This window comes from Pseudomonas gregormendelii (genome assembly GCF_017114825.1).
GTDB classification, from domain to species: Bacteria; Pseudomonadota; Gammaproteobacteria; order Pseudomonadales; family Pseudomonadaceae; genus Aquipseudomonas; species Aquipseudomonas gregormendelii.
This window is the reverse complement of record NZ_JADEVO010000007.1, coordinates 67,816-89,570: the sequence shown is the minus strand read 5'-3', so window position 1 is coordinate 89,570 and position 21,755 is coordinate 67,816. Positions and strand designations below refer to the sequence as shown.

The 21,755-nt window shown below is 60.9% G+C and carries 19 protein-coding genes and 1 pseudogene; 14 read left to right on the top strand and 6 right to left on the bottom strand.

All coding sequences use genetic code 11. The features are described from left to right. The first annotated feature begins 15 nt into the window (after window positions 1-15). Both IMW75_RS07430 and IMW75_RS07425 read left to right on the top strand, forming a co-directional pair. Window positions 16-651, top strand: coding sequence for an alkaline phosphatase family protein (locus IMW75_RS07430; RefSeq protein ID WP_237142240.1), 636 nt, complete (start codon window positions 16-18; stop codon window positions 649-651). Window positions 652-837: 186 nt separating this feature from the next. After that, window positions 838-3,738 (top strand): bifunctional diguanylate cyclase/phosphodiesterase, encoded by a 2,901-nt coding sequence (locus IMW75_RS07425; RefSeq protein WP_205892223.1) that lies wholly within the window; start codon window positions 838-840, stop codon window positions 3,736-3,738. Here the strand turns inward: IMW75_RS07425 and IMW75_RS07420 are convergent. Together IMW75_RS07420 and IMW75_RS07415 are read right to left on the bottom strand one after the other, a co-directional pair. Beyond that, on the bottom strand, window positions 3,675-5,024 hold the full coding sequence (locus IMW75_RS07420) for an MFS transporter (protein WP_205892222.1): 1,350 nt from the start codon (window positions 5,022-5,024) through the stop codon (window positions 3,675-3,677). The two genes, IMW75_RS07425 and IMW75_RS07420, sit on opposite strands and share 64 nt — an antisense overlap. Window positions 5,025-5,119: 95 nt before the next feature. Continuing rightward, window positions 5,120-7,924 (bottom strand): EAL domain-containing protein, encoded by a 2,805-nt coding sequence (locus IMW75_RS07415; RefSeq protein WP_209012747.1) that lies wholly within the window; start codon window positions 7,922-7,924, stop codon window positions 5,120-5,122. Window positions 7,925-8,305: 381 nt separating this feature from the next. Here IMW75_RS07415 and IMW75_RS07410 point away from each other — a divergent pair, with 381 nt between their 5' ends. The 11 genes from IMW75_RS07410 to madM all read left to right on the top strand — a co-directional run bounded on the left by IMW75_RS07410 (window position 8,306) and on the right by madM (window position 16,978). Beyond that, window positions 8,306-9,001: a tRNA (adenine(22)-N(1))-methyltransferase gene (locus IMW75_RS07410; protein WP_336512412.1), complete on the top strand. Its 696-nt coding sequence runs from the start codon at window positions 8,306-8,308 to the stop codon at window positions 8,999-9,001. 121 nt (window positions 9,002-9,122) lie between these two features. Continuing rightward, window positions 9,123-9,560: a tryptophan-rich sensory protein TspO gene (gene tspO, locus IMW75_RS07405; protein WP_045059591.1), complete on the top strand. Its 438-nt coding sequence runs from the start codon at window positions 9,123-9,125 to the stop codon at window positions 9,558-9,560. Window positions 9,561-9,678: 118 nt separating this feature from the next. After that, complete coding sequence (gene mdcA / locus IMW75_RS07400; RefSeq protein WP_045059592.1) at window positions 9,679-11,349, top strand: malonate decarboxylase subunit alpha; 1,671 nt, start codon at window positions 9,679-9,681, stop codon at window positions 11,347-11,349. Further along, window positions 11,349-12,224 carry a triphosphoribosyl-dephospho-CoA synthase gene (locus tag IMW75_RS07395; protein ID WP_045059593.1) on the top strand — a complete coding sequence of 292 codons (876 nt, stop codon included), beginning with the start codon at window positions 11,349-11,351 and terminating at the stop codon, window positions 12,222-12,224. The genes mdcA and IMW75_RS07395 overlap by 1 nt, the downstream gene beginning before the upstream one ends. Continuing rightward, window positions 12,224-12,523, top strand: coding sequence for a malonate decarboxylase subunit delta (locus IMW75_RS07390; RefSeq protein WP_045059594.1), 300 nt, complete (start codon window positions 12,224-12,226; stop codon window positions 12,521-12,523). Before IMW75_RS07395 ends, IMW75_RS07390 begins: the two co-directional genes overlap by 1 nt. After that, window positions 12,516-13,367 carry a biotin-independent malonate decarboxylase subunit beta gene (locus IMW75_RS07385; RefSeq protein WP_045059595.1) on the top strand — a complete coding sequence of 284 codons (852 nt, stop codon included), beginning with the start codon at window positions 12,516-12,518 and terminating at the stop codon, window positions 13,365-13,367. Before IMW75_RS07390 ends, IMW75_RS07385 begins: the two co-directional genes overlap by 8 nt. Beyond that, the gene (gene mdcE, locus IMW75_RS07380; RefSeq protein WP_205892221.1) at window positions 13,364-14,167 is read left to right on the top strand and encodes a biotin-independent malonate decarboxylase subunit gamma; all 804 of its coding nucleotides are present in this window, start codon (window positions 13,364-13,366) and stop codon (window positions 14,165-14,167) included. The genes IMW75_RS07385 and mdcE overlap by 4 nt, the downstream gene beginning before the upstream one ends. After that, window positions 14,161-14,823, top strand: a complete 663-nt coding sequence (locus IMW75_RS07375; RefSeq protein WP_205892220.1) for a malonate decarboxylase holo-ACP synthase — start codon at window positions 14,161-14,163, stop codon at window positions 14,821-14,823. The genes mdcE and IMW75_RS07375 overlap by 7 nt, the downstream gene beginning before the upstream one ends. Beyond that, window positions 14,820-15,731, top strand: a complete 912-nt coding sequence (gene mdcH, locus IMW75_RS07370) for a malonate decarboxylase subunit epsilon (RefSeq protein WP_205892219.1) — start codon at window positions 14,820-14,822, stop codon at window positions 15,729-15,731. The genes IMW75_RS07375 and mdcH overlap by 4 nt, the downstream gene beginning before the upstream one ends. Before the next feature lie 64 nt (window positions 15,732-15,795). Further along, window positions 15,796-16,212, top strand: coding sequence for a malonate transporter subunit MadL (madL, locus tag IMW75_RS07365; RefSeq protein WP_045059599.1), 417 nt, complete (start codon window positions 15,796-15,798; stop codon window positions 16,210-16,212). Between the two features lies 1 nt (window position 16,213). Then, entirely contained in the window at window positions 16,214-16,978 is a 765-nt protein-coding gene (gene madM, locus IMW75_RS07360) for a malonate transporter subunit MadM (protein WP_045059600.1), read from the top strand. Window positions 16,979-17,075: 97 nt separating this feature from the next. Here madM and IMW75_RS07355 read toward each other — a convergent pair whose 3' ends face one another. The 4 genes and pseudogenes from IMW75_RS07355 to IMW75_RS07345 all read right to left on the bottom strand — a co-directional run bounded on the left by IMW75_RS07355 (window position 17,076) and on the right by IMW75_RS07345 (window position 20,418). Beyond that, window positions 17,076-17,990, bottom strand: coding sequence for a LysR family transcriptional regulator (locus IMW75_RS07355; protein WP_205892218.1), 915 nt, complete (start codon window positions 17,988-17,990; stop codon window positions 17,076-17,078). Between the two features lie 120 nt (window positions 17,991-18,110). Next, a complete protein-coding gene (locus IMW75_RS07350) occupies window positions 18,111-18,926 on the bottom strand; it encodes a DUF1206 domain-containing protein (RefSeq protein ID WP_205892217.1) in 816 nt (271 codons plus the stop codon). A 113-nt stretch (window positions 18,927-19,039) separates the two neighbouring features. Next, window positions 19,040-19,162: pseudogene (locus IMW75_RS27325) on the bottom strand (AAA family ATPase); the annotation flags it as partial. A 50-nt stretch (window positions 19,163-19,212) separates the two neighbouring features. Further along, window positions 19,213-20,418, bottom strand: coding sequence for an MFS transporter (locus tag IMW75_RS07345; RefSeq protein WP_205892216.1), 1,206 nt, complete (start codon window positions 20,416-20,418; stop codon window positions 19,213-19,215). A 110-nt stretch (window positions 20,419-20,528) separates the two neighbouring features. Between IMW75_RS07345 and IMW75_RS07340 the strand changes: the two genes are divergently transcribed. Then, window positions 20,529-21,455 (top strand): LysR family transcriptional regulator, encoded by a 927-nt coding sequence (locus IMW75_RS07340; protein WP_205892277.1) that lies wholly within the window; start codon window positions 20,529-20,531, stop codon window positions 21,453-21,455. Window positions 21,456-21,755: the final 300 nt, after the last annotated feature.

Here is a 21,755-nt window from a genome sequence, read left to right as displayed (position 1 = left end):
ACCCTGATCGTGTTCATGTCCGACAACGGCGCGGCAGCGGAGAATCACGCGCAGTTTTATCCGCCTGGAGCGCACACCGATAACAGCTTCGCCAACCTGGGGCAGCCGGGCTCGCAGATTGACTACGGCCTGCGTTGGGCTGAAGTCAGTGCCGCTCCGTTTCACCTGTTCAAAGGCACCACCGCCGAAGGAGGCATCAGTGTTCCGGCAATTGTCCAGTTGCCCAAGGGCCTGGCCCGCCAGGGAATCGAGCGCGGTGTGGCGCGGGTGGACGACCTGGCGCCGACCTTCCTGGCGCTGGCGGGCATCGCGCTGCCGGAGCAGGCAGAGGCGAGCAGGCATCCGATCACTGGCAAGTCACTGGTGCCCATGCTCGCGGGCAAGGGCAGCCCTCACCTCAACGATAACCTGGCAGGCGAACTGTTCGGCAATGCTTACTACCGCGAAGGCAACTTGAAGTTATTGGGTATGCGGCCCCAGGCAGGTTTCGGCGACAACCGGCTACCACCGCAATGGCAACTGTTCGATGTGGCTAAGGACCGCGGCGAAACCACGGACCTGGCGGCCAGCCAACCCGAGACGGTGCAGCGTCTGAAGGCGGCCTGGTTGCAGTATGCCGAGCGCGTGGGAGTCGCATTCGCACCGCGATAGTGGCGAAAGATTCGTCGCTGGGTTGAAGCGCTGGTGTACTTCCAGGAGCGGGAAAGGGCGAACTTGAGCGCAAAGCGAATAAATCGGTTGAAAAAAACTCCTAAACGCCTTAAACGGGATGCTCGCCGGCACGTTGTTCGCAATCCGTAGGTGGGTATCGCCAGGTTTCTGGCCCAGGGAGCGTTAATGAGTTTTGATCCATTGCACGGCTCCCCGCAGCCATCGAGCGAACGCGCAGCCGATGCCGCTCAGCCGCCACGCCCCGCAGACCCGCTCAGCCGGGCTCCGGCGAGCGGGCATGACGCGATAGAACGACTGCTCGATTCGGCGCGCAGCGCTGCCCACACACGCCATTGGGCTGTTTACCGCGCCGGTGAGCAACTGCATCTGGTCGGGCAGGGCGAGCCGCAGGAACATTGGCCGGCCATTGTTGCCAACGAAGACTTCGAAGCGTTTTGCCGGACCCGGCGCCTGCACCGCTGGCCAACCGGCCGGGGCGAAACGGTGCTGGGGTGGGTACTGGCGCCTCAGGATGATGCTGCCGACCCGACGCTGGCCGAGTTTGCCCAGCGCCTGGGCATCGAGGTGCAGACCAACACCCTGGCGCGCGCGCAGATTACCCAGCGAGTGCTCTATGAAATCACCTACCTGGCCAGTTCGACCCGCGACCGTTTCGAATTCCTGGTGGGGGTGCACCGGCTGCTGGCCAGCCTGATCGACGCCGAGAACTTCTATCTCGCGCTGTACGACCCGCACACGGGCAAGATCGACTACCCGTACTACGTCGACATCATCGATGTGGATGCCGTGGAGGCCGAACACTACGAGTACCTGGATCCCGCGCACCTGTCGTTGACCGGGCAAGTGTTGACCAGTGGCCAGCCGCTGCTGATCGACGCGGCCGGCATGCTCGCGGCCCAGGAGGAAGGTCGCTTCTACTGCGTGGGAGACCGTCCGGAGTTCTGGATGGGCGCGCCGCTGAAAAATGCCTCTGATGAAGTGTTCGGCATGCTGGCCATGCAGGTCTACGAGGTGTCCCGCACCTACAGCGCTGAGGACCGCGCGCTGTTCCTGGTGGTGGCCCGTCACGTGGCCATGGCGCTGGACCGCATTCTGCACCGCGAGGACCTGGAAGCGACGGTGATGCGCCGGACCCTTGAGCTGTCGGCACTCAACGACGCGCTGCGCCAGGAAGTGGCGGATCGCGAACGCGCCGAACACCTGCAGAGCGCGCTGTTCCAGATCGCCGAACTGTCGAGCCGGCCGGGGGACATGACCGAGCTGTTCGAGACCTTGCATGGCATCGTCGGTGAGCTGCTGTTCGCCCACAACTTCTACATCGCACTGTTCGACGACGCCAACGGCGAAGTCACCTTTCCCTATTATGTCGATGAGCGCCAGACCACCCGCCCGCTGGCACGCCGTGGGCGCCGGGGCTTGACCGAGTATGTGATCCGCCAGCGGCGACCATGCCTGGTGGATTCGGCCGAGGCCGAGCGCTTGTCCGCCACCCATGAAACCGAACTCGCCGAGGCGCATATGCGTTCCTACTCGTGGCTCGGTATTCCGTTGTTCGATGGCGATGTGGTACGGGGTGTGCTCGCGGTGCAAAGCTATACCTCGCAGGTGCGCTATACCCTGCGCGATCAGGAGCTGCTGACGTTCGTCTCGCGGCACATCGACACGGCGTTGTCGCGTCGTACGGCAGCCGAGGCGATCCATGCCGCCAACCTCAAGCTTGAAGCCCGGGTACAGAACCGTACCCGTGAGCTTGATCACGCCAATGCCAAGCTGCAGCACGAGAACCTGCACGACGCGCTGACCGGGCTGCCCAACCGTACTTGCCTGCAGCAGCGTCTTGGCGTGGCCTGGTCGCGGTTCGGCAGCGAAGGCGGGCATCTGGCGGTGATGTTCATCGACCTCGACCGGTTCAAGATGGTCAATGACAGCCTCGGCCATCACTTCGGCGACCTGCTGTTAATGCAGGCCGCGCAACGCCTGCGGGGTTGCCTGCGGGAGACTGACCTGCTGGCGCGCCTGGGCGGCGACGAGTTTTCGGTGCTGGCACCGGACGCGCCGCTGGAAGTGGTGATCGACATCGCCGAGCGGATTCTGGTGGCGTTCGACCTGCCGTTTTTCATCAACGGCCTTGAGGTGTTTTCATCCTGCAGCATCGGAATCGTCAGCGCCGACAGTCAGTTCCATCACGAGCCGGCGGACTTGCTGCGCGATGCCGATGCGGCTATGTACCGGGTCAAGAGTGCCGGGCGCGACAGCTTTGCGGTGTTCAACCAGGAAGTGCGCCGTGAAGTCTCGGACCAGGTCGAGCGCGAAGGGGCGCTACGCAACGCGCTCAAGCGCACCGATGAGTTGCTGCCGTATTTCCAGCCGATCGTCAGCGTCGCAACCGGCGAACTGCTGGCGCTTGAAGCGCTGATTCGCTGGCATCAGCCTGGGGGCCGGGTAATCGGGCCGGGCGAGTTCCTGCCGGATGTCGAGGGCTTGCGCCTGATCGGTCGCCTGGACCTGTACATGCTCAATTGCATTGCGGTGATACTCGCCCAACCGGAGCACGCCAACTGGCCGCCGGTGCACGTTAACTGCTCCAGCTACAGCATGACGCGTCCGGAATTCGCCAGTGATGTCCTGGCCCTGCTGGCCCGCCACCAGGTCGCGCCTTCGCGCATCTGCCTGGAGCTGACCGAAGGCGCGCTGGTGGCGGAGCCGGCGATAGCCCGACTGACCATGCAGCAATTGGCCGACAACGGCATGTCGGTGGTGCTCGATGACTTCGGCGCCGGTTTCTCCTCCCTGAGCTATGTGCACCAGTACCGATTCAGCGGCTTGAAGATTGATAAGTCGTTCATCCTCGAACTCACCTCCAGCCCGCGCAGCCGGGCGATCGTGCGGGCGATTGTGCGCATGGCCGAATCGCTGGACCTGAGCGTGGTGGCCGAAGGCGTCGAGGACCAGGCGACGCTGGACTTGCTGCGCGAAATGGGAGCGACGCAAGCCCAGGGGTATTATTTTGCCAAACCGATGAGTTTGGAGGCGCTGCTGGAAACGTTGCCTGTCGGAATATCGTGAAGCGAAATCCTTGAAGTCTCGCGCAGGGCCAGGCCGCCGGCGAGCGCGAGCAAGGCAATGGCGATCAGGTAGAACGCCGGCGAGAGATTGCTTCCGGTGGTGCTGATCAGCCAGGTCGCCATCAGCGGCGCGGTGCCGCCGAACAGGGTGTAGGCCATGTTGTAGGTGATCGCCGACGCGGTGTAGCGAGTGCGGGTCGGGAAGGTTTCCGAGAGCAATGCCGCGGTGACCACGTTGCACAAGACTGCGCCAATCGCCAGCAGCAACACGCCCAGGATAGACGCGGTAAACGACCCGGAACTGGCCATCAGAAACGCCGGGTACACCACCACAATCAACAGCACGCAGGCGCTCGCTACGGTCATCCGTCGCCCCACCCGGTCGGAGTACAACCCGGCCAGCGGGCAAATCAGCGCGGCAAAAATCAGGGCGATCAGCGACACCAGCAACGCTGTTGCCCGACCCAGGCCGCCGGCAACTTGCAGGTACGTCGCAAAATAGGTGGTGAACATGTAGAACGACAGGGTCGTCAGCGAGATGAAGGCGCCCAGGCAGCAGATGGCTTTGCCGTGGTCGCGAAACGTGTCCCTGAGCGGGGAGTGTGCCACCGCATGCTGTTGGGTCACGGCCTGGAAAGCCGGCGTTTCATCCAGCCTCCAGCGCAGATACAGGCCTACCAGCCCCAGCGGCGCGGCAATCAGGAACGGCAGGCGCCAGCCCCAACTGCCCATGGCTTCAGCGGACAAGGACGCTTCGAGCGCGTAAGCCACCACCGCCGCCGAGGCGAACGCCGCGAAGGTCGACACCGGGATGAAACTGCCATACCAGGCCCGTCTGTCATCAGGCGCATGCTCCATCAGATAGGCGCAGGCACCCGCGTACTCACCGCCGGCGGAAAACCCTTGGGCGCAGCGGATCAGGCTCAACAGCACCGGGGCCATGACACCAATCGCCGCGTACGTGGGTAACAAACCTATCAGGGGCGTCGCGCCGGCCATCAGCAGGATTGTCATCGCCAGGGTGCGCTTGCGCCCAATCCGGTCCCCCAGCATGCCAAAGAAAATCCCGCCCAGGGGCCGAAACGCAAAGGCCACGGCAAACACGGCGAAGGTTTTCAGCAGTGCGACGCTCGCATCGCCACTGGGGAAAAATTGCTGGGCGATGGTCGTTGCCAGAAAGCCGTAGACGGCAAAATCAAACCACTCGACAAAATTGCCGATAGCGGCGGCGACTATCACTTTTCTCAGGGTCTTCGGGCTGACCTGCTCTGCGGCGGCGCTTGTCATGCTGAACCTCGACGTTTCATCCGTTAGCCTGCGATTATCCGGGCAACGGCTGAAACGTCTCAGCTCAAAAGTGTCGTTGACGTATTCAGGACCGACTACTGTCGTCCATTCAGCCAGGCCTCATAATCTGCGGCAGGCATTGGCCGGCCATACAGGTACCCCTGTGCTTGATCGCAGCCTGTCTGCTTGAGAAAGCTGTGTTGCGCTTCGGTTTCCACGCCTTCGGCAATGATCTTGAAGCCCAGGGCATGCCCCAATTCCACGATGGTTTTGGTGATCGCCACATCGCGCGAATCGTTGGGTAGATCGGAAATAAAGCTGCGATCGATTTTCAGATGGTCAATGGGTAAGAGCTTGAGGTACGCCAGCGATGAGTAGCCTGTGCCAAAGTCGTCGATGGAAGTGGTTACGCCAAGTCCTTGCAACGTGCCGAGGACTTCCCTGGAATGCTCGGGACTGGCCATCATCAGGCTTTCAGTAACTTCTACCTCCAGCACATGCGCGGGCAAGTCGAAGGCTCGCAAGGCACTTTTGAGGGTTTCGACGAAATCGCTGCGGTCGATTTGCAGAGGCGCCACATTGATGGCGATGACACCGTGCACTATCTGCAGATCAGCCCAGCGCCTGATATCCCTGCAGACCATTTCGATCACTTGCTCGCCGATCTGAATGATCAAACCGGTGTTTTCCGCCAAAGGTATGAATTCGCCGGGGAAAATCAGGCCCTGTAAAGGATCGCGCCAGCGAACGAGCGCCTCGGCGCCTGCAACTGTATTGTCCAGCAGGTTGATTTTTGGTTGATACCACACTTCAAATTCATGGTTGAGCACTGCACGCCTCAAGAAGCGCTCGCCATTGAGTCTTTCCTGGGCTCGCAAGGTCATTTCAGGCTGGTAAAAACGGTAGTCGTTGCGTCCCCCCTCCTTGGCGCCGTACATGGCCGTATCCGCTTGCCTGAGTAATTGCTCAGGCGTCTCGGCGTCGTGGGGCGCCACTGATATGCCGATGCTTGCCGTCACCAAGGTGGAAGTGCCTTTTAAATCGAAGGGTTCCTGAAGTGATACCAGGAGTTTTTTTGCAACGATGATGGCGTCGGTGGGGTGGGCAAGATTGTTCAGTATCAGCGCAAACTCATCACCTCCCAGACGGGACACAGTGTCCTCTGAACGCACACACGCCAGGAACCTGGACGATGCCAGTTGCAGAAGCAGGTCACCAAGGGAGTGACCCAGGCTGTCATTCACTGTTTTAAAGCCATCAAGATCCAGCACCACCACTGCCAGGAACTGGTTATAGCTCAGCGACAAATCGAGGGAATGCTGCAGCCGTTCATTGAACAAGGCTCGATTGGGCAGGGCGGTCACCGGGTCGTAATGGGACATTCGCTCCAGATCGGATTGCGATTGGTTGATCGCTGAAATGTCCGAAAAGACCGCAACGTAGTTATTGACGTTGCCATCTTCATTGTAAACAGCGTTGATGGTCAGCCATTCCGGAAAAAGCTCGCCGTTTTTTCGCCGGTTCCATAGCTCGCCGCGCCACAAACCGCTGGTCTTCAGGCTTTTGAGAATCTGCCGGTAAAAGGCGTTGTCTTGCTTGTCAGTGATGAGTATGTTCGGCTTCAAGCCTATGGACTCCTCGGCACTGAAGCCTGAAATCTTCATGTAGGCTGCGTTGACCGAGAGTATATGCCCGCGTGCATTGGTGATGATCACACCGTCAGCGGTGTTGTCCAGAACGATTCCCGCAAGACGCAGCTGCTCGGTGCGTTGTTTGATTTCGGTGATGTCGGTGGAAATCCCCAGCACCCCTGAAGCCTGCCCACTTGGCCCTTTCAAAATGCACTTGGTCGTCAGGTAGGTGCGCGTCATACCCTGTTTTTTGACCTGATCCTCAAATCGTAAACTGCCGCCGCTCGAAATCACGTGTTGGTCGTTTTCGCGCAGGGTTTTGGCCTCGGTAAAGGGCAGATAACTTTCGCGGGTTTTGCCCTCCATTTCCTCGAAAGTAAGGCCAGCAGCTTGTTCGAACATGCGGTTGCACAGTCGAAGTTTGCCCTCAGTGTCGTAGACGTAAATGAGTGATGGGGCGTTGTCGACGATGTCGAGCAACAGGGCTTTCTGCGTCCGCCGTTCTTCAACCTCGTGGGCTAATTGAGCATGGCGTTGGCGAACCAGCAGATGGCTCTTGCTCAGTTGCGCGGCGAAAAAGGTGAACAAGCCGGTGCAGGTGAGGGCCACCAGAAACAGCGGCGATTTGAACAGGGAACTCGCCGGCCAGCCCTGCTGCGGCAGCGCCGCGAGCTCCCATTGGCCACCTGGAACATCAACTAACGTGGTGACTGCGTCACCCTCGAATATTTCAGGCGCACCGTAGATCATCGCGCCGCTTGCACCTGTTCCATCTTCTCCGCGAAGGGCCAGTTGCAAGTTTTTATTGTCAACGATACCGCTGGCAGTGAGCAGTTGAAGCACATCTGCGACGACTGAAGCATTGCCCCAGTAAGTTTCTTCGCCGCCAGAGTGGCTGATGAAAACGGGTCGACGATGGATAAATGCCAGGCCGCCCTGAACCAAATGTACGGGGCCAGCCAAAAGCGCTTCTTTTTGTTCGCGAGATCGCTCGATCGCCCTGTATTGCTCAGGAATCTTGCGATAGTCCAGCCCCAGGACTTTGCGGTTTCCTTCCAGCGGAAAGATATTGCGCACGACGTCGTCAGGCGCCAGCGCAATGTGGCGAATATGCGGCTGGGATGAAATCGCCTGCAGGGACATTCCGTCTAAATGAGCAGATGAAATTTCACCATCTACTCTCACCAGCTGGCCAATGCCTTCAGTCACATCAAACGTTGAGCGCACTTCGCTCTCAAGGTGCGCCCTGATATTGGCCAGCGTGGACATTACCTGGGCTCTCGCCGCCTGGGATTCTTCTCGTGAATCCAGGGTGCCAAGGGTGACGGAGAGGACGACTCCGGTCAGGAAAATGCTGCCTGGCAGTGCGAATGTCCGCCACGATCGTGGTTGGGCAGTAACCGGGCCATCACTTGTGTCGTTCGCCGTGCCAGCTCGGGTTCTTCTCAAAGCGTCAATCCCTGAAAGTCATCATTGAAATCGAACGGCGTAAACCGGTGGCGATTATGCATATCGATGTTGGATGAATTTGACTCTTCAGTGGTTCCACTGATCCGACGACCGCCGCTTATTGAAATCCATACCATTGGCCGACACAATCGCATCCCGATCCGGCTACGGCCCGGATACCCGTGCAAGAAGGAACCGCAGTTGAACCAACATACACTGTCCATGCGTCTTGAGCGCGTTGCGGCGCAAGTGCCGGCCGGGGCGCGCCTGGCGGATATCGGCTCGGATCACGGCTACCTGCCGGTGGCCTTGATGCGCCGTGGGGTGATTGCGGCCGCGGTCGCGGGTGAGGTGGCGCTGACGCCGTTCCTCTCGGCTGAGCGCCCCGTGCGTGAAAGTGATCTGGATCAGCACATCACCGTGCGCCTGGCCAATGGCCTGGCAGCGATCGAGCCGGGTGACGGGATTACGGCCATCAGCATCTGCGGCATGGGCGGCGAGACCATTCGCGACATTCTCGAAGACGGCAAGGCGCACCTCGGCGGTCACGAGCGCCTGATCCTGCAACCCAACGGCGGCGAGCCGCCATTGCGCCAATGGCTGATGGACAACGGTTACCGCATCCTCTGCGAGGAGCTGCTGCAGGAAAACCGCTTCTATTACGAAATCATCGTGGCCGAACGGGATGTACCGGTTCAATATTCTGCCCAGGAGTTGTACTTCGGCCCGCTGCAGATGCAGGCCCGCAGCCCGTTGTTCCTGGCCAAGTGGCAGCGTCTGCTGCAGCAAAAGCACAAGACCCTGGGCAGCTTCGCCATGGCGCGCAAGGGCGTCGCGGAGCACAAGGTGCAAGACCTGGCCCGTCAGGCCCGGTGGATCACCGCGTTGCTGGGGTGAGCCAGGCCGGTGAAAAACAATTGCCCCCCGCAGACTTTTTCGCTTCCCCGGGTTGTCCAACCCTGAGACTGCCGTCACGGCTTTTCCAAACCAGATAGCTGGCCTCAGCTAAGGACAGATGATGACCTTTCTAATATTTCTCATAGCCTGCGGTGCTGCGGCGAGCACCGGGATCATTTTCAAACCCGGGCAATGGTACGAAGAACTCAACAAACCCAGCTTCACGCCGCCAAAATGGCTGTTTCCTGTGGCCTGGTCGATTATCTATCTGTTGCTCGCCTGGGCGGGGTATCGCTTGAGCCTGATGCCCGGAAGCCAGGTGGTACTGGCCCTGTGGGCGGCACAAATTGCCTTGAATACGCTTTGGACTCCGGTGTTCTTTGGCGCCCACCGGATCTTCGCCGGGATGGTGATCATCTCGCTGCTGTGGCTGGTGGTCGCGGCGATGGTCGTGCTGGCTTTGCGCCTTGACCTAATCACCGGCTTGATTCTGTTTCCGTATCTCATCTGGCTGTGCGTAGCCAGTGCGCTGAACTTTTCGATACTGCGCCACAACTGAGTGCCTGGTTCAGCGGTGAATCGTTACGCTAACCGTAACGGTTCGTCGCTGTGCTTGATTGATGCACCCCCGCAACACTCCTAAGGTGAGACCACGACAGCGAACCTCTGGAGTGGTCATGACAACAACAATATCCCCCGACCCGCGATGGACGCGGCGACGCAGCGAGAAGCAGCGGCGTCTGGAGCTGGTCAAGGATTTAGCCGACGGCGCGGTGCTGCCCACCGAGAAGATCGTCCAAGCCCTGCAAGCGTTGATCCTGCCCGGCGATCGCGTGGTTCTGGAAGGCAATAACCAAAAGCAGGCGGATTTCCTCTCCCGCTCCCTGGCCCAGGCCGATCCGGCGAAACTGCATGATTTGCACATGATCATGCCCAGCGTGGGGCGGTCCGAGCACCTGGACCTCTTCGAACGCGGCATCGCCCGCAAGCTCGACTTCTCGTTTGCCGGCACCCAGAGCCTGCGCATCAGCCAGTTGCTGGAAGACGGCCTGCTGGAAATCGGCGCGATCCACACCTACATCGAGCTCTATGCGCGGCTGGTGGTGGACCTGATCCCCAACGTCGTGCTGTCGGCCGGTTTCATGGCCGACCGTGCCGGTAATATCTACACCGGGCCCAGCACTGAAGACACGCCCGCCCTGATCGAGCCTGCCGCGTTCAGCGACGGCATTGTGATCGTCCAGGTCAATCAACTGGTGGACGACGTCAGCGAGTTGCCGCGCGTCGACATCCCGGCGTCCTGGGTCGATTTCGTCGTAGTCGCCGACAAACCGTTCTATATCGAGCCGCTGTTCACCCGTGACCCGCGGCATATCAAGCCGGTGCACGTGCTGATGGCGATGATGGCGATTCGCGGCATCTACGAAAAACACAACGTGCAGTCGCTCAATCACGGCATCGGTTTCAACACGGCCGCCATTGAATTGATCCTGCCGACCTACGGCGAGTCCCTTGGCCTCAAGGGCAAGATCTGCCGCAACTGGACCCTCAATCCGCACCCGACCCTGATCCCTGCGATCGAAAGCGGCTGGGTGGAAAGCGTGCACTGCTTCGGCACCGAACTGGGCATGGAACACTACATCGCTGCGCGGCCGGACGTGTTTTTCACCGGGCGCGACGGCTCCCTGCGCTCCAACCGGATGTTTTGCCAACTGGCCGGGCAATACGCCGTGGACCTGTTCATCGGCGCGACCCTGCAGGTGGATGGTGACGGCCATTCCTCGACCGTGACCCGCGGGCGCCTGGCCGGTTTTGGTGGCGCGCCGAACATGGGCCACGACCCCCGCGGGCGTCGTCATGACACCCCGGCCTGGCTCGACATGCGTCACGGCGATGCGCCCGAAGCCATGCTCGAACGCGGCAAGAAGCTCGTGGTGCAAATGGTTGAAACCTTCCAGGAGGGTGGCAAGCCCACGTTCGTCGAAACCCTCGACGCAGTGGAAGTGGCCAGGAAGAGCGGTATGCCGCTGGCGCCGATCATGATCTACGGCGACGACGTCACGCACCTGCTGACCGAAGAAGGCATCGCCTATCTGTACAAGGCGCGTTCCCTGGAAGAGCGCCAGGCGATGATCGCCGCCGTCGCCGGGGTGACTGCCATCGGCCTGCGGCACAACCCCAAGGACACTGCGCGCATGCGCCGTGAAGGTCTGATCGCCTTGCCTGAAGACCTCGGCATCCGTCGCACCGACGCCACTCGCCAACTGCTCGCGGCCAAAAGTGTCGCGGACCTGGTGGATTGGTCCGGTGGCCTCTACAACCCGCCCGCCAAGTTCAGGAGCTGGTAATGCACGCATTCAACCTGCAAGCCAAACCCGTGACACTGGCCGAGCGGCTGGCGGACCTGGCCGTCGAGGCGTTGATCGATGAAGCTGACCTGTCGCCCAAACCCGCTCTGGTCGACCGTCGCGGTAACGGCGCTCACACCGACCTGCACCTGGGGCTGATGCACGCCTCGGCGCTGACCCTGTGGCCGGCCTTCAAGGAAATGGCCGAAGCCGCTATCGAATTCGGCGAAGTGGGCTTGCCCCTGCGCGAAGCGATTGGCCGCATTGGTAGGGAAGGCGAGCGAGCGATGCTCGCCACCACGGGCGGAATCAATACTCATCGAGGCGGGATTTGGGCCTTGGGATTGCTGGTCACGTCCGCAGCACTCGCGCCGCAATCCCGGGCTGCCCATGCGGTGGCTGCACGTGCGGCGCGGCTGGCGTTGCTGGATGACGCTGATGCACCGCGTGTTCTCAGCCATGGCGCCCAGGTGGCACAACGTTACGGCGCTCGCGGTGCGCGGGAAGAGGCACAGGCGGGTTTCCCGGCAGTGATCCAGCGGGCTTTGCCGCAGCTGCAACGCAGTCGCGACGCCGGCCATGGTGAGCAGAATGCCCGGCTCGACGCGTTGCTGGCGATCATGGCGCAACTGGCCGATACCTGCGTGCTCTATCGCGCCGGCGAACCGGGTTTACACGCCATGCAGCAGGGCGCTCGGGCGGTGCTCGACGCTGGTGGCAGCGCCAGTCTTGCCGGGCGTCGCCGTCTGCACGAACTCGACCAACAACTCATCGCATTGAATGCCTCGCCCGGCGGCGCCGCGGACTTGCTCGCAGCCTGCCTGCTGCTCGACCGTATCGCATCTGGCGACGGCATGATTCAGGGAGCGTTCTGATGGAAACCTTATCGTTTGAATTCCCCGCCGGGCAGCCGCCTCGCGGCCGTACCCTGGTGGGCTGTGTCGGCTCCGGGGACCTTGAAGTGCTGATCGAGCCGGGTCAGGCCGGCAAACTGACCATCGCCGTGCAAACCTCGGTCAATGGCAGTGAACAGCGTTGGCAACACCTGTTTGCCCGGATGTTCGAGGGGCAGGCCTACCCGGCAATGGCCATCGAAATACATGATTTCGGCGCCACTCCCGGCGTGGTGCGCTTGCGCCTGGAACAGGGCTTCGAGGAGATCGGCCATGACTGACTTAACCACGTTGGCCAACTCATGCAGCCTGGTCGAACTGGGTGCCCGGCAAAGGGCCCAAGCGTTGCTCGATACCGGCACGTTTCGCGAATTGCTCGACCCGTTCCAGCGAGTCATGTCGCCGTGGCTGGCGCGCCAGGGTGTGGTGCCTCAGGCCGATGACGGCGTGGTCATCGCCAAGGGCCTTCTCAACGGTTTGCCGGTGGTGATTGCCGCCATCGAGGGCGCTTTCCAGGGCGGCAGCCTGGGTGAAGTCGGCGGCGCAAAAATGGCCGGCGCCCTGGAGCTGGCCGCAGAGGACAACCGTAACGGGGTGCCGACCCGCGCCGTGCTGCTCCTGGAAACCGGCGGTGTAAGGCTTCAGGAAGCCAACCTGGGCCTGGCGGCGATCGCCGATATCCACGCAGCGATTGTCGATCTTCAGCAGTACCAGCCGGTGGTGGGCGTGGTGGCGGGCAGCGTCGGTTGTTTTGGCGGGATGTCGATCGCGGCCGGGTTGTGCAGTTATCTGGTGGTTACGCGCGAAGCACGTCTGGGCTTGAACGGCCCGCAAGTGATCGAGCAGGAAGCCGGACTTGAGGAATACGATTCCCGCGATCGGCCCTTCATCTGGAGCCTCACCGGTGGCGAACAACGTTTCGCCAGCGGCCTGGCGGACCGCTATGTCGCCGACGACGTGGTGCAGATCCAGCAGCACATCAGTGAATTACTCCAACAGGGTTTGCCGGCCCGGCGGCGCAGCCAGCAGGCGGCGCTGTTCCTGCACCGTCTGGCGCAACTGGACACCGAACCGCAAATCGAGCCGGCAACGGTTCGCGACCTGTACCGAGGAGAGCGCTCATGAGTTCGTATTCCCTACGCGGCCTGCATTGGTTCCAAGCCTTGAGTGCAGGCGCAAAAATGCTTGAGGGGCTGCCGCCATCGTTGCGAGTTGCAGACGCGGAGCTGGGTGGTAAGGCCGCGCGCTTTATCGCAGTAGTGGCCGATCCGCACAACCGCTTTCCCCGGGCCCGTAACGGCGAAGTGGGGCTGCTGGAGGGTTGGGGCCTGGCGAGTGCCGTGGATGAACTGATCGCAGCCGATCAGGATAAACCTTGCAAACGCGCGGTGATCGCCATTGTCGATGTCCCAAGCCAGGCCTATGGCCGGCGCGAAGAGGCGCTGGGCATTCACCAGGCATTGGCCGGGGCGGCGGACAGCTACGCCCGCGCCCGTCTGGCTGGTCATGCGGTGATTGGCTTGCTGGTGGGCAAGGCCATGTCCGGGGCTTTTCTGGCCCACGGCTATCAGGCCAACCGCTTGATTGCCCTGCGTGATCCGGGCGTGATGGTGCATGCGATGGGCAAGGCATCGGCCGCCCGGGTGACACTTCGCAGCGTCGAAGAACTGGAAACCCTGGCCGCCAGCGTGCCGCCCATGGCGTATGACATCGACAGCTACGCCAGCCTCGGTCTGCTGTGGGAAACCCTGTCGGTGGAGCAGATCGAGCGGCCCACCGCCAACGATGTGGCGCGGGTGACGGAGTGCCTGGGTCTGGCGGTTGCCGATGTGGCTGGCGGCATTCGCGACCTGAGCAGTCGTCTGGGTGCGACTAACCGTGAGGCTTCGAGCAAGGTTCGCCAATTGCTGAGGGCTCAGTGGTGAACGGGTATCTGGCCCACGATCTGCTCTGGGGCATGACTGTGCAGCAGCTGCCGGCAGACGCGCCTGAGTGGGTGTTCGATTCGATCCGCGCAGGGCACCCGGTGGTGGTGCGGCGAGCGCTGGGTCCCGCGGGTGAAATACCGGTCGGGGTGCGTGGGCGTTTGCGTGAACACCGCTTTGCAGCGGGCATGCGGGTTGATTCGGTTCGTCAGCGGGTGCAACCCGAATCGCTGTGTCATGTTTCGAGCGAGCGCGACCTGCCAGCGCTGCATGCCCTGAAGCACCTGCGGCCAATGCTTGATGACTGCGGTTGGGTCTGGGGGGTGAGCGGCAGCGCCGGGTTCGAATTGGCCAGCGTCGGGTTCGAACTGGCCCGCGCCAGGTTCCATCTCGCCAGCGCAGCGCTGGCCTTGCACCCGCACAGTGACCTGGACTTGATCCTGCGCACGCCCGAGCCGTTGCCTCGGCTCCAGGCCCGGGAGTTGTTGAAGATTCTGGATAGCGCAGCATGCCCGGTGGATATGCAGTTGCAGACCCCCTTGGGCGCGGTGGCATTGCGCGAATGGGCTGGGCGCTCGGACCGGGTATTGCTCAAACAGGCCTGTGGTGCTTGCCTGACTGCAGATCCATGGAACCAGCGGGAGCAGGCAGCGTGAGCAGTTTGCTGGTGTTTCCGGGGCAGGGCACCCAGCAGCCGGGGATGCTCCAGCGGCTGCCCCGCGAGACTGTACTCGAAGCGAGTGCAGTGCTCGGCGAAGATGTCCTGCTGCTGGATTCAGTGCAGGCCCTGAAGTCGACGCGGGCGGTGCAACTGTGCTTGCTGATCGCTGCAGTTACCGCCTCGCGCCAGTTGGCGACAGCGCCCGATTACGTGGCCGGCTTGTCCATTGGCGCCTATTCCGCTGCGGTTGTGGCCGGTGCCTTGAGCTTTGCCGATGCACTGCATCTGGTCAGCCTGCGCGGTGAACTGATGCAACAGGCCTACCCGGCCGGTTACGGCATGACCGCGATCATCGGGCTCGATCTGGCGCGCTTAGAAACCCTGGTAGCCCAGGTTCACGGAGCCGACTCGCCGGTGTATCTGGCCAACATCAACGCCGATAACCAGGTGGTCATTGCCGGCAGCGATGACGCCATGCAGGCGGTCGCTGTACTGGCGAAGGCTCACGGGGCGGGCCTGGTCAGGCGCCTGGCGGTCAGCGTTCCTTCCCATTGCCCGTTGCTCGACAGGCCTGCGGCAACCCTGGCTGAAGCCTTTGCCAAGGTGCAATTGAACACCCCGAAAACCAGCTATCTCAGTGGCAGCCGCGCACGGCCAATCATCAACACCGAAGCCTTGCGTGATGACCTGGCCTTCAACATGTGCCGCGTCGTCGATTGGCGCGGCACCGTGCAAAGCGCCTATGAGCGCGGGGTGCGCCTGCAGATTGAAATGCCACCCGGTGCGGTGCTGACCGGCCTGGCAAAACGGGTATTTGAACAGGGCACGGTGATTGCCTTCGAGGGTGCGCGCCTCGACACCTTGCAGCTGCTGATGCATGAGGAGGGAAGCCGCCAACCCTAGACCACGCTCAGGCCTTCGAACAACAAAAACAACATTCGACGATGCACATTGAGGAACTACAACAATGATTATTTACGGTGTGGCGTTGCTGGCGATCTGTACGCTGGCAGGGGTGATCATGGGTGACATGCTCGGCGTAATGCTGGGAGTGAAGTCCAACGTGGGTGGTGTGGGTATCGCGATGATCCTGTTGATCTGCGCACGTTTGTGGATGCAAAAACGCGGCGGCATGACCAAGGATTGCGAGATGGGCGTCGGCTTCTGGGGCGCCATGTACATCCCCGTGGTGGTCGCGATGGCAGCCCAACAGAACGTCGTCGCGGCGCTGCACGGTGGCCCGGTGGCGGTGCTGGCGGCGATCGGTTCGGTGGTGATCTGCGGCGCAACGATTGCCTTGATCAGCCGGACTCATAAAGGTGAGCCCTTGCCCGACGAGCCTGAGGCCCTGAGCCCGGTCGGCACGCCAGTGGGAGGTCGCTGATATGTGGGACCTCATCGAGAAAGGCCTTGAGCATAACGGACTGATTACCGCCTTTGCGTTTGTTGGCGTGATCATGTGGGTGTCGGTGGTGTTGTCCAAGCGCCTGACGTTTGGGCGGATCCATGGTTCGGCGATTGCCATCGTCATCGGGCTGGTACTGGCGTGGGTCGGAGGCACCCTCACAGGGGGGCAGAAAGGCCTGGCGGATCTTGCATTGTTCTCCGGTATCGGTTTGATGGGTGGCGCGATGTTGCGTGACTTTGCAATCGTCGCGACGGCGTTTGAAGTGCAAGCCACCGAGGCAAAAAAAGCCGGGCTGATCGGGGTGATTGCGTTGTTGTTGGGCACGATCCTGCCGTTCATCGTCGGGGCGAGCATTGCCTGGGCTTTTGGGTATCGCGATGCGGTGAGCATGACCACCATCGGCGCCGGTGCAGTCACCTACATCGTCGGGCCGGTCACCGGCGCGGCCATTGGGGCGAGCTCGGATGTGGTGGCGCTGTCGATTGCAACCGGCCTGATCAAGGCGATCCTGGTGATGGTCGGCACCCCCATGGCAGCGCGCTGGATGGGCCTGGATAACCCGCGCTCAGCCATGGTCTTCGGCGGGCTGGCCGGCACGGTCAGCGGCGTGACGGCAGGGTTGGCTGCGACTGATCGGCGGCTGGTGCCTTATGGGGCGCTGACGGCGACTTTCCACACCGGGCTTGGGTGCCTGCTTGGGCCTTCGTTGCTGTACTTCATTGTTCGGGGGATTGTCGGTTAACCCGCTCTGACGCCATCGCGGGCAAGCCTTGCTCCCACAGAAGCAAAGTGCAATTCATGTGGGAGCAAAGCTTGCTCGCGATTGATTCACCCCGGTGTCAAGCATGCCGATTGGCATACATCCGACACTCCGCCAACAACGCCAGCAAATTCGGGTCGCGTTCCTTGGCCTTCAGGAACACCACCCCGATGTGCTGTTGCAACCGATACCGCGCCTGCAACGGAATCAACTTCACCCGATTCTCATACACCGCTGCAATCCTCCCCGGCAGCAACGCATAACCCACCCCCGAGCTGACCATGCTCAGCAGGGTGAAAATGTCGTTGACCTGCATGGCCACTTTCGGCTCGAACCCCGCTTGCTTGAATACTCGATTGCCGTCCTGATGGGTGGCGAAGCCCTGGGTGAGGGTGATGAACGTTTCATCGCGCACTTCCGCCAGGTCGACTTCTGCGCGCTGGGCGAATGTCGACTCGGCGGGCGTGGCCAGGAAGATATCGTCCGAGAACAGTGGGATCTGCTCGCAGTCCGGATCGTTGACACTGTCATCCAGCGACACCAGGATCGCGTCGACTTCCATGTTCTTGAGCTTGTACAAGAGGTCGAAATTGGAGCCCAGGATCAGGTCGATATTGAGTTCGCTGCGGCGAATCTTCAGGCCCATGATCAGCTGCGGTACGGTCTTCACAGTCAGTGAGTACAGCGAGCCCAACTTGAATCGCTCGGCGGAAAAGCCTGCCGCTTCACGGGTCAGGCGCACGCTTTCGACGACGTCCTGAATCAGCTTCTGCGCGCGCTCTTCCAGCACATAGGCGCTTTCCAGTGGGGTCAGGTTGCGGCCCTCATGCTTGAACAGCGGGCAGCGCAAGGCGCTTTCGAGCGAGTGAATGGCGCGGTGCACGCTGACGTTGCTGGTCTGTAACTCGGCGGCGGCCCGAGCCAGGTTGCCCGTGCGCATGAAAGCCAGGAACACCTCGAGTTTTTTCAGGGTTAGCTCTTCATCGATCAGCATGGGGGATACTCTTGTTGGAAGAGATCGATTGTGCCGAATTTTCGGCAGGCCTGGATCAATAAATCCCGGCCTCATCGCGGGCAAGCCTTGCTCCCCAAGCTTATTATCGAATGGCCAGCCCTACCTGCCGGCCACTCCAGGTACGTCCATGTTGATCTTGCGCCAGGCGGCTTCGGCAAAGCTGTAGACCGAGAACGCGATCAACCCCAGGGCCATCACCATCAACAGCACAGCGCCGGCCGGTAGGTTCTGCAAGGCATCGAGGGCGTCCTTCATCCCCGGTGGGTCCATGGCCTTGTAGTTGGAACCGCTGATCGCCAACAAAACAGCAATTTCGAGAAACACCGCACCCCGGGCGATCAAACCGAAGCGCGAGACGGGGCGGACGTAACGCATGACGTCTTCATCGGCTTCAAAGTACTTCTCGAACGTGGCCTTCCAGCCCTTGATCAGGTGAGCAATGCCCACGCCGAAAGGGATGAGGGCGATCAGGTAGATCAGCAGGTTCGAATGCTCCCAGGACAGAATTTGCGCCAACAGGTCCTTGGTTTGCGAACCGCCATCACCGCCAGAACTCTTGAGGCCACTGACCAGCAGGCCCAGGGCAAAAAAGGCCAACGCCCCGTTGACCAGGCCTCCTGCCAGCAAGCCGGCACGAATCACCAGCCCCTTGAATTTGCTGCCGTGATGATCAACGTCGCGCACGGCTTGCAGTACCCGCCAGGCTGCAAAGGCAAGCAGTCCGGCCACCACCAGGCCGACCAGTACATAACCGAATGGCTGACTCAGCAATGCCTCGAGGCTGCGGTGACTGTCCTTGGGTTTTGTCGAGTCCTGGGCGGCGAGCAGGGCGAAGATGCCGATGATCAAATAGATGACGCCTCGAGCGGCGTAACCGCCCCGTGCAAGGACGACGAGGCTCTGGTGAGCGGACATGGGTGTGATTCCAAAGGAGTGATACAAGAGCAGACCTGTGGAGCGGGAAGGGGTTCGATCCAGCCCGCTGAAGCTGCCAGGCGGCAGCCCTATCGGGTTGTAACGCGGCAGGTACCTGGGGCAGCGGCCAGGGTATGTAGGAATGGCACAACGGGCAAGCTCAACTGTTGGCCTAAAGCGCGGGCCAGAGTGGATTTGCCGCTACCGGCATTGCCCAGAATCACAATCCTTTGCATGGGGGTTTCCTGTCGAGAAAAAAGCCGGTGATTGTGCAGGGTTTGGGCATTTAATTCTCAACTTCGGTCGTAACCGCTGCTGAAATGGACACCCCCAGCAAGTAGAGCATTCCCCCGGCTATCACGAACATCGCAAGCATGTAGAAAATGTAGTGCGCAGGTTGCATGGCCAGAACTATTCCGCAAAGGACCGGCCCGAGTGCTGCGCCGACGTTGCTCAGGTTCTGAGCTGCGTAGTACATGCCCCGCAGGTGACTCGGTGCGATGTTGTCGATGAACATGTATTCCGCCGGGAATACGATGATTTCACCGACGGTGAAAATGGCCATGGAAAGGACCCAGAGCAGCAAAGTGGTCGACAGTGCAAAACCTGCCAGCCCCAGGATGAACATGCCGAGTCCCCCTGCGAGCCACAGGTTCAGGTGTCGGTGGCTGATCCGTTTGCCGATGCTGTATTGCAGGCTGATCACCATCAAGGCGTTAGTCGCCACTACCGTACTGATAATCCGGTACGTCTCTTGGGGTGTGGTGGTGACCACGAGGTACTGCGAGAGATACGCCGTGAATTGGCCGAAAACCACGGCACTGAGCAACCCGCCCAAGGTGAAGCACACCAGCCGGTAGTCACGCAGCAACAACCTGCCGACTGCCAGGAATGGCGTCGGCTGCAGGCCCGGGCCGGCACTCGTCAGGCGCCTGTCACCCCACACGAAGTAGACCAAGGAAAACCCGACGCCCAGTCCCGCCGACAGCAAAAAGGGCAGGCTCATGTCCAGGGCCGCCACCCCGGCTCCCAGAAATGGCCCGACGGCGTAGCCTATATTGGTCAGTGTGTACTTGATGGAAAACGCTTCGCTGCGGCGGTCCATGGGGAGCAGGCTGCCAAATCCGGATTTCACTGCGATGTCGATAACGGCATACGCCAGGTTGATCAGCACCAGGCATAGGTAGAACAGCCACAGGACGGGTGCCAGATACGCACCGAGAAATCCGCCGCTGAACACGCCGCAGCATATGAGGATGAGCTGGTAACTGGACATCCTGTCCACCAGGAAGCCGCCATACAGGCTCAGCAGCGAGCCGATGATCAGCGTGCTGCCGATCGCCAGGCCGATATCGGCGACGCTCAAGCCAAAGTGGCCCGACAAGTAAATGACCAGATAGGGCAAGGTGATCGCGCGGGCGAGGGTCAACAACAGTGACGCGCCCAGCAGCAGGTTAATGGAGGAGGGATAGCGTTTAAGCGTGGCCAGCATTCGAGAACCATCATCAATGTGTTGATTCCCAGTTTACTGTTGCCCTGGGTTCTGATTTAGGATGCTTTTTATCGAAGCACATGAACTGAATTCATGAATACAGGGTGCATATGTTTTCCTCCGAACGCTTGAAAGGTATCGATGTATTTGTGTGCGTCGCACAGTTCGGCAGTTTCACGGCGGCTGCGGAGAAAATGAACCTGACGGCCTCGGCCATCAGCAAAGGCATCGCCCGGCTGGAAAAACGCCTGGGGGTGCAACTGTTCCACCGTACAACGAGGCGGCTGTCGCTGACCGACGCCGGGGTCGCATTCCTGCGTACGTGCAAGGGCGTGCTTGCCGATCTCGAAGAGGCTGAGCTGTCACTCCAGAGCGAAAACACCGAGCCTCGCGGCCGTGTGCGCCTTGACCTGCCGGGTGCATTTGGGCGCACCCGGGTGCTGCCGATCCTCTTGCAGTTCGCGAAGGATCATCCCTTGCTGATGCCGCACATATCCTTCAGCGATGGTTTTATCGATCCGCTGCAGGAAGGCGCGGACATTGTGCTGCGCATCGGGGGCGCGAACACCTGGCCGGAATCGGTCGGGCATCGCCTGCTGGGGCGCGAGTGGCATATTTTTTGTGCATCCCCCGACTATCTGGCCCGTCATGGCACTCCGCAATCCGAACACGACCTTGAGCAGCATCATTGCATTGCCTATGGCTGGGTGGATGGAAGCATCCATCCCTGGAGCTTTGCGGGCGAACAGGGCGCAACGCACAGGAGCCAGGTAAACCCGCCTCTGGTGGTGGGCAATGGCGAGGGCTTGACGATGGCTGCGTTGGCTGGCTGCGGCATCGCGCAGTTGCCACGGTGGCTGGTGGAGCAGCAGCTCAAAGACGGGACCTTGGTCGAGGTGCTTGCGCAATTGGCCTGCGACGGGATGGAGATCCACCTGACCTGGAGCAAAAGTCGCGAGGCGCTGCCCAAGGTTCGGGTGTTGGTTGATGCGCTGGTTGTTGGGCTGAGGGTGCTGGGTGAGGGGCTCTGTGACTGATCCTTGTATCGCGTTTTCCTGTCGGTAAATGCTCAGAATTTTAAAATTATGCCCTTCAGCATGATCCAGTAGAGCGGAGAATCTCAACGTCCTTGTTGCCAAGAGGCCAATGACAAGCACATCGTAATTTCTTGATCGATAGTCAGATTTACTCGGAGAGTGGCAGGTATTTTAAGGATTCTGACATGGCCAGCGATGACCTCTGCCCAGTTCCGTCCGGTACAAATGGCTGTTTAGCGCCTGTTGCGACTAAGCACAAGCCAGGTAGACCGCTCCCACTCATTATTCAACTTTTAATCG